The 5,530-nt window shown below is 39.5% G+C and carries 6 protein-coding genes; 2 read left to right on the forward strand and 4 right to left on the reverse strand.

Annotated elements, in window-relative coordinates:
- Nucleotides 1-193: 193 nt before the first annotated feature.
- Both IEX94_RS19155 and IEX94_RS19160 read left to right on the forward strand, forming a co-directional pair.
- Nucleotides 194-772, forward strand: a complete 579-nt coding sequence (locus IEX94_RS19155) for a nitroreductase family protein (protein WP_373290858.1) — start codon at nucleotides 194-196, stop codon at nucleotides 770-772.
- A gap of 121 nt (nucleotides 773-893) precedes the next feature.
- On the forward strand, nucleotides 894-1,697 hold the full coding sequence (locus IEX94_RS19160; protein WP_188859817.1) for an MBL fold metallo-hydrolase: 804 nt from the start codon (nucleotides 894-896) through the stop codon (nucleotides 1,695-1,697).
- Nucleotides 1,698-1,929: 232 nt separating this feature from the next.
- Here IEX94_RS19160 and IEX94_RS19165 read toward each other — a convergent pair whose 3' ends face one another.
- Genes IEX94_RS19165 through IEX94_RS19180 form a run of 4 tightly spaced genes read right to left on the reverse strand, consistent with a single transcriptional unit; the run spans nucleotide 1,930 to nucleotide 5,476 of the window.
- Complete coding sequence (locus IEX94_RS19165) at nucleotides 1,930-2,709, reverse strand: energy-coupling factor transporter transmembrane component T family protein (RefSeq protein WP_188859819.1); 780 nt, start codon at nucleotides 2,707-2,709, stop codon at nucleotides 1,930-1,932.
- On the reverse strand, nucleotides 2,693-4,276 hold the full coding sequence (locus IEX94_RS19170) for an ABC transporter ATP-binding protein (protein WP_188859825.1): 1,584 nt from the start codon (nucleotides 4,274-4,276) through the stop codon (nucleotides 2,693-2,695). The genes IEX94_RS19165 and IEX94_RS19170 overlap by 17 nt, the downstream gene beginning before the upstream one ends.
- Nucleotides 4,266-4,871, reverse strand: coding sequence for an ECF transporter S component (locus IEX94_RS19175; protein ID WP_188859821.1), 606 nt, complete (start codon nucleotides 4,869-4,871; stop codon nucleotides 4,266-4,268). The genes IEX94_RS19170 and IEX94_RS19175 overlap by 11 nt, the downstream gene beginning before the upstream one ends.
- A 17-nt stretch (nucleotides 4,872-4,888) precedes the next feature.
- A complete protein-coding gene (locus IEX94_RS19180; RefSeq protein WP_188859823.1) occupies nucleotides 4,889-5,476 on the reverse strand; it encodes a YkoF family thiamine/hydroxymethylpyrimidine-binding protein in 588 nt (195 codons plus the stop codon).
- Nucleotides 5,477-5,530 lie beyond the last annotated feature (54 nt).

Genomic DNA, 5,530 nt, shown 5'->3' on the forward strand with positions numbered 1-5,530 from the left:
CTCAAATTTCAATTGCGATAGTGGCTCATTTTTAAGTTACCATATACAGTCGTGAGCGTTCAAAGAATGTTATGCATGTAGAAAGCGATCAGTCACTTTATTCAGTAGTAGTCCATTCATTAGGTTGATTTATACAAGAAATACGGTTACTTTTGTATAATGAGAAACATGAAGGAGGAAATACATGATGGTTATGACAGAAACGAGGAAGTACAGAACATCCGAATATGATATTGACGAGATGTTTCTTGAGCGCTGGTCGCCGCGTTCATTTTCAGAAAAAGAGGTGCCAGAGGATACATTATTAGCTTTGTTCGAAGCGGCCCACTGGGCTCCTTCTGCTTTTAACTTTCAGCCATGGAGATTCATCCTTGCGAAGACGGCGGAAGAGCGGGAAGTGTTCCATTCATTCCTTTATGAGGGGAATTTAGCTTGGTGTACACGTGCACCTGTATTAGCGTTGATCATTTCCAAGAAGGAGCGGGATGGGAATGTGATCCACTCGCATTCGTTTGATACAGGAGCAGCTTGGGCATTCTTAGCTCTGCAGGCGAATAGGAAAGGACTGATTACCCATCCGATGACGGGATTTGATTTCGATAGAGCACGGGACGTACTTGAAATCCCGGATGAGTATAATATTGAAGCGCTCGTCGCGATTGGCTATCAAGATGAAAAAGAGATACTGCCTGAAGTATTACAAGAGCGTGAACAACCGAACCAACGCATGCCATTAGAGAATTTTATTTTTAATGGAAAGTTTAAAAAATAATGGACGTGCCCAAATGAGAGTTTTATCATTTGGGCTATTTTCATAAAGTGAAACTTCATTCAGTGGGGAATTCTTACCTCCTCCACTGAATGTTAATTGAACAAAATCAGGGGGCATTCTTATGATTCAATTCCAAAATCAACATATAACTGTTTTCCAAAGTGCTCTATACATGACAACCTCGGCGATTATTCAAGCAGAGGATGCTGTTATAATGACGGATCCAACATGGCTTCCTAAAGAAATAGAAACAATTAGGGCTTATATTGATGAAATGATAGGTGACCGGCAATTATATATTATTTATACACATAGTGATTTTGACCATATTATTGGGGCAGGGGCCTTCCCGGAGGCAAAAGTCATCGCTTCAGAGGTGTTTCAGCAAAATTCCAATAAAAAGGCGGTATTGCAGGAAATTGAAGCATTTGATCAAATGTATTATTTGAAGCGAAATTATAAATCAATCTATCCATCGGCGGATATTGTTGTAACCCGAGACGCGCAAACATTAAGGTTGGGGGAAGTGACTTTAACATTTTATCTTGCGCCTGGGCACACAAAGGATAGTTTGTTTACAGTGATTGAGCCTTATGGAATATTTCTTGCAGGTGATTATTTATCCGATGTAGAGTTTCCATTCATTTTCAGTAATTATAAAGACTACGTACAGACGATCCGGACTGCTGAACAGATTTTACATCATCATTCGATTCGGATCCTTGTTCCAGGCCATGGGACTACTACGCAAAGCGAAGAGGAAATCGTAAGTAGGCTTCATTTCTCGAAGTATTATTTAGAAGAACTTCCTCTTGATAATGAAAGTCTGATTGACGTTTTACGTGAGAAATATACTTTTTTTGAAGGGATGAAAAGTATTCATTTTGATAATGCAAGTATGGCGGGAAGAGAAAGGGATAGATAACACTTTTCCCGTGGACGTACAAAAATACATCTCCGGTCTTATTTGAACATAAAAAGGAAAATAGTACGCTGTTTTAACCAGCAAAAAAAACCGCGAAAAACATTGAGATCACAACGTTTTTCGCGGTTCTCGGTGTCAAACATGCGAACTTGTTATAAAGTAATTTAATATAACTAATCTGATTATCCAAGTAGCAATAATCGAAAGGATGTATTTATAGAGCTTTTTAGAACTAGAACTGCTTGCCAAATATATTTAAGTACCCAAGGTAATATGAAAAAGCAAGGATGATAAAAAATGCGCCTACTATAAGGAAGAAAAATATCCAGTCCTTAGGAGAGACGTTCATTTCGTGATAGTAGGTACGGTCTGTATCACCTGTAAAACCTTTTGATTCCATCGCAATGGCAACTCGTTCAGCTTTACGAATTCCATTTGCCAGCAGTGGAATAGAATATCTTCTGAATTGCTGCCATTTACCTTTTATCCCTTTCGTTCTGCCAAAGCCACGAATCCGGTGAGCTTGCCTTAAAATCTGCAATTCGTCCCGAAACATAGGTAAGAAGCGATAGCCAGCCAGAATACCGTATGTGATTTTAGGGGAAACCTTGCATTGCTGCATTAAACTTAGCATGAATTTGGTCGAGTTCGTCGTTAAAGCAAATAGGATTGACAAGCATACAAAACAAAGAGATCGTAAGGCAAGACTAATCCCTGTTATCATACTTCCCCTTGTAATTTCGATTCCGAAAAGGGTAAATAAAACTTCGCCATAGGAAAAGGTTTGATTCGTATACAGAATGGTCATCCAGGCGAAGCTGAGCGCCACAAGCAGAAATGGGCTAAAAATCTTGAGCCATTTAATGAAGGGGATATCGCTCATCGTGAATGTCACAATAAGGATAAATAAAAAATAAACGAGTGGTGTAAACACATCAAATGTAAAACTGAGCAAAATGCCAGGAATGAGGATGGCAAATGCTTTGATTGTTGGATTAATGGACGAGATCAAGGCTTTCACCTTCTTTATGAAGTACTTGAATCCGGTAAGGCGGACGCAATCGCGCTTTTTCCAACAGATCAGCTTGCTTCCAAAGACTTTCCGGCTCGCCATTATAATGAATATGCTGCTGATATAATACAATCGCCCGATCAACTGTATCCACAATATCCATATCATGCGTGACGAAGACGATTGCCGTTCCATTTTGTCTCAAGCTATCAATCATGCACATCAGTTCTCTCGTAGTCTCTGCATCTTGACCAAATGTCGGTTCATCAAAAAATAAAATATCTGGTGTTTCATCCAGCATCGTTGCTACACTCAAGCGGCGCTTTTCTCCACCACTTAAGGAAAAAGGATTACTGTATTTATTTTTTTCTAAATGGAACTGCTTTAAAAGTGTGGTTGCAGCGGTATTTAATTCAGCTGTTGACCATCCATTCAATTTCATTCCAAATGTTAATTCATCGTATACAGTGTCCGTGATGAATTGATGCTCCGGGTTTTGAAAGACGTATCCCATTCTTTTTCGCAGCTCTTTTTCATCCCATTTCTCCACCGGTTTATCGTAAAAGTTTATGGTTCCTTTTTGAGGGGTTAATAACCCAGTCATTAATTGCAGTAAGGTAGATTTTCCAGCTCCGTTCTCCCCAACAATGGCGACGAATTCTCCCCGATGAATTTTTAAGTTTATTTCTTGTAAAATGGGTTGTTTCTTATGATGGAAGCTCATCTTCTCAATCGTTATTAGGGCATCTCTCTTGACAGGGGGAGGGGATTTCACAGGAATCGGGTAAGAATCTACAGTGTTAGAAAACTGCTTTGGCAAAAATATTCCTTCTTTTTTTAATAAAAAATAATAATCTACAAAGATAGATGCTGCATTGCCATCTGCGATGATTGTACCCTGTTTTCCTAAAACAAGAATACGATCGGTAATATCCAGCCAGTCCTCGATTTGATGTTCAATGATAAACACAGCTAGCTTTTGTTTTTCTTGAATTTGTTTAATTAATTGGATGAATTCTATTCGAGAAACTGGGTCTAAATTTGCTGTAGGCTCATCTAAAATCAATAGTTCCGGTTCCAATAAAAGAACAGCTGCTAGAGCAATTTTCTGCTTTTGTCCTCCTGATAACTCGTAGATTTTTCGATTTTGACAATCATTCATTCCAACGGCAGATAACACTTCCGAAATGCGCTCAGGCATTTCGGAAGGGGCGACTTTTCTGTTTTCCAATGTAAAAGCAAGTTCATCCTCTACGGTAATCATGCAAAATTGACTTTCCGGCTCTTGAAAGACAATCCCGATCTTCTGATTGAGCTCTCCTTTTTGAAAGTCTTGTATATTTTTCCCCCGGTAAAAGATGTCGCCGGAAGAAATGCCTTCTACTGTATCGGGATACAATCCATTTAGGCATAGAGCTAGACTGCTTTTCCCTGAGCCGCTTGCTCCAATAAGGAGAGTCGTCTCATGAACTCTTAAGGAAAAGTGCAGTTCATTGAGTATTAGTTTTTCCGAATTTTCATAGCCAAATGAGAAATTGTCCACATAAAGTAATGGATTAGGCTGCATCTTTTTCACGTTTTTTCTGTATCTCCTTTCCTAAGGCATAGCCGCGAAGGACCCCAGTTTTTGCTAATTTGTCACTCAACCATTTCCCTAGGACACCCGCGAGTAGGGCACCACTGATGATGCGAACTGCTAACATCGCTATAAGTAATGCAGGAGCTAACGCGATATTTCCGGATGAAAATAAATTCCAAGTGAAACTGAAAACGGCTGCAAAGACACCGGAAAGAATTAAAATGCGTAAACGATAATCCTTCCATTTTGTTATTGCAAAGGCAAACTCTGCTCCTAAGCCTTGAATTGCAGCTGCTATAATAAGCCCAGGTCCCGCGGCAGTTCCCAATAATACTTCGGTAACTCCTGCGATAAGTTCAGCTGTAAAGGCAACCCCCGGCTTCCGAATAATATAAGCCGCAACGATGGAAACAATGAACCAAATGCCAAAAATAATTTCATAACCAAACGGTGCGAGACCAAATGGAGCAAGAACATTACGAATACCTTGACCAACAAGAAAGAATGCTAAGTAAATGATCCCGAAGACGACACCTAATATCGACATGAGAACAATCTCTTTTAATTTCCAATGCTTTGTCATTTCACTTCTCCCTAGGTTTATTTTGTAGTAGGACTGTTGGCGGAAAGGCTAAATGTCATGGTGACATGAGAAACTTTTTCTTGGACGAGTTTAAAGGATTCATGTAATGCATTGAAGATATCATGAACGTCTCCGTCTAATCTTGTTGCATAATGTGTAGAAGTAACCGTGACATTCCGATGCTTTGATAGATTGATTTGTTCATAGATTTTATCCATGTAATCTTCATGCCCCATTGGATAAAGGGAAAATTTACAACCGGCGATTTGGAGGATCGATTTTGCTTTTTCTTCGTTCAATGGTGTGTCTGTTTCATCCATATACGCGTCAGCTTCCGTGTCACCAGGACAGCCGATGGAGAACGTACCATTCATAGCAACATGCTCCCCTGTATTCGCTGCATGTAGGAAGATTGCTTTTGCAACATCGAAAACATGGATCATTTTTCCGCGGATACACGTACTGACATCATCTGTTTCCTTCCAAACCTTGGAGGTATCAACCTCACTTAATGTTGATAGAATAATATCAACAAAATTATCACTCATCGGGTGCAGACTAAATTGACAACCTACAATTCGACTAGTTCCACAATTGTTACGCATTCCAATCTCCTCCCTCTATATACTTCAATTATCTTCAAAATGCTCCTGTTTTCT

The sequence above is a fragment of the Oceanobacillus indicireducens genome (assembly GCF_014647195.1).
Lineage (GTDB): Bacteria > Bacillota > Bacilli > Bacillales > Amphibacillaceae > Oceanobacillus > Oceanobacillus indicireducens.

Excerpts from the sequence above, each read along its gene's own strand:
- IEX94_RS19155 (WP_373290858.1), top strand. The coding sequence starts at position 194 with ATGACAGAAACGAGGAAGTACAGAACATCCGAATATGATATTGACGAG.
- IEX94_RS19160 (WP_188859817.1), top strand. The coding sequence starts at position 894 with ATGATTCAATTCCAAAATCAACATATAACTGTTTTCCAAAGTGCTCTA.
- IEX94_RS19170 (WP_188859825.1), bottom strand. The coding sequence starts at position 4,276 with ATGCAGCCTAATCCATTACTTTATGTGGACAATTTCTCATTTGGCTAT.
- IEX94_RS19175 (WP_188859821.1), bottom strand. The coding sequence starts at position 4,871 with ATGACAAAGCATTGGAAATTAAAAGAGATTGTTCTCATGTCGATATTA.
- IEX94_RS19180 (WP_188859823.1), bottom strand. The coding sequence starts at position 5,476 with ATGCGTAACAATTGTGGAACTAGTCGAATTGTAGGTTGTCAATTTAGT.